This window comes from Bacillus sp. EB106-04-02-XG92 (genome assembly GCF_058791995.1).
The window spans coordinates 1-515 of record NZ_JBYTEA010000043.1; the positions used below are offsets into that span (position 1 = coordinate 1).

Annotated in this window: 1 protein-coding gene; it reads left to right on the forward strand. The window is 34.0% G+C overall.

The window, feature by feature from the left end; genetic code table 11:
* On the forward strand, positions 1-515 hold a 515-nt coding region (locus AC3WVA_RS29305; RefSeq protein ID WP_492322435.1), incomplete at both ends, for an IS3 family transposase.

The window sequence follows — 515 nt, forward strand, 5'->3', positions numbered from 1 at the left end:
GGTAGAATTGCACCTAATATTTTAGAGCGTAATTTTTACACAGATGCCCCAAATCAAAAATGGGTAACGGACATCACAGAGTTTAAATTGTTTGGAGAGAAACTGTATGTATCACCTGTATTAGACTTGTATAATGGTGAAATTATTACCTATACAATTGGTTCTAGACCGACATATTCACTTGTTTCAGAGATGTTAGAGAATGCATTAAAACGTTTACCTGAAAACCATCAACTATTAATGCATTCGGATCAAGGATGGCATTATCAAATGAGACAATACGTCCGTACACTTGAATCAAGAGCTATCGTCCAGAGTATGTCTCGAAAAGGCAACTGTTACGACAACGCAGTAATAGAAAATTTCTTTGGGATTATGAAATCGGAGTTCCTCTACATAAAAGAATTTGAAAATGTAGAGCACTTTAAAATAGAATTAGAAAAATATATAGATTATTATAATACGAAACGGATTAAGGCAAAATTAAAAATGAGCCCGGTACAATACCGGACTCA